The organism is Xanthovirga aplysinae (genome assembly GCF_009711365.1).
Taxonomy (GTDB): Bacteria; Bacteroidota; Bacteroidia; order Cytophagales; family Cyclobacteriaceae; genus Xanthovirga; species Xanthovirga aplysinae.
In genome coordinates, this window is the sequence record NZ_SMMB01000379.1 from 1 (window position 1) to 1326 (window position 1326).

Sequence of the window (1326 nt, forward strand, 5' to 3'; positions counted from 1 at the left end):
AAAAAAGTGGGTTTCTTTTTATAAATTAAGGATGTTAACCTTTAGAGAAAGTTTAAGATTTTTCTTTTAGCAGCAAAAAGTTTTTGAAAAGCCTGATATTCTCTTCAAAACAATAATTTTAAACAAGCTCTTAGTACAAAAAAATAATGAGGTTCTAAACCTCGTCAAGTATTTAAATTTTTTAACCTCTAATTATAATAGATAATGAATCAAAATCAAGAGCAATTATCTTTAAGAATTCCCCTTGTTAAAAATAAAATTGATTCTTTCCATGAATTTCAAAATAACACCACTTCAATAACAAAACTGAAAGGGGGTAATGAAACTGATGAAGATCAAATAGATCAGCCTGTTGTTGAAGATATCCCCTCGAATCAAAGAGAATGGAATTTTGATTTTAGACACTTTATCCGGAATTCGATCTTTATTCTTTTGGGTGTCTTATTTGCAGGATTCGGTCTCAAGAGTTTTCTTGTCCCCACCCAATTCATTGACGGAGGGATGACAGGTTTGGCCTTAATTATCGAGGAAGTAGCCCAAATTCCTTTTGCTATTTTACTTATTGGATTCAATTTGCCATTCGTTATTTTAGGTTATTCCAATATAGGAAAGGCTTTTGCGATCAAAAGTATTTTGGCTATTAGCCTTTTAGCAGTTTTTGTGCATACATTTCCATACCCAATCATCACTTATGATAAACTATTGATTCCCACCTTTGGCGGTTTTTTTATTGGTCTAGGAACTGGCCTAGCTATTCGGGGTGGTGCTGTATTAGATGGAATGGAAGTTTTGGCCGTTTACCTCAGTAGAAAAGTAAATCTAAGCATTGGGGATATAGTACTTTTATTTAATATCATCATTTTTTCCATTGGGGCTTATGTGCTTTCCATAGAAGTTGGCCTTTATGCTATCCTCACCTATTTAATCGCTTCCAAAACGATCGATTTTGTGATCGACGGGATAGAAGAATACATTGGGGTAACTATCATTTCCAAAAAAAGTGAGGAAATTAGATTATGTATCATTGAGGAACTTGGTAGGGGATGCACCATTTACGATGGCAAAAATGGTTATGCCAAAAAGGGTGAGGACCTTCAAAAAATAGAAATTATCTATACAGTGATTACTAGACTTGAACTTTCCAAACTACAGGGCGAAATAAAAAAGATCGATGCCGGGGCCTTTGTAGTGATGAATTCCATTAAAGACACCAAGGGGGGATTGTTAAAGAAAAAGCCTTTTCAGCATTAATTAACAAAAAAATCCCATGCTGTTCTCTACTACCACTTAGAATTAGCATGGGACTTTTTATATTTTATGTAGGAA

1 protein-coding gene is annotated in these 1326 nt (G+C 34.0%); it reads left to right on the forward strand.

All coding sequences use genetic code 11. The features are described from left to right. Positions 1-204: 204 nt before the first annotated feature. The gene (locus E1171_RS01270) at positions 205-1251 is read left to right on the forward strand and encodes a YitT family protein (RefSeq protein ID WP_155203305.1); all 1047 of its coding nucleotides are present in this window, start codon (positions 205-207) and stop codon (positions 1249-1251) included. Positions 1252-1326: the final 75 nt, after the last annotated feature.

Coding starts and splice junctions, on each gene's coding strand:
- E1171_RS01270 (WP_155203305.1), top strand. CDS start 205: ATGAATCAAAATCAAGAGCAATTATCTTTAAGAATTCCCCTTGTTAAA.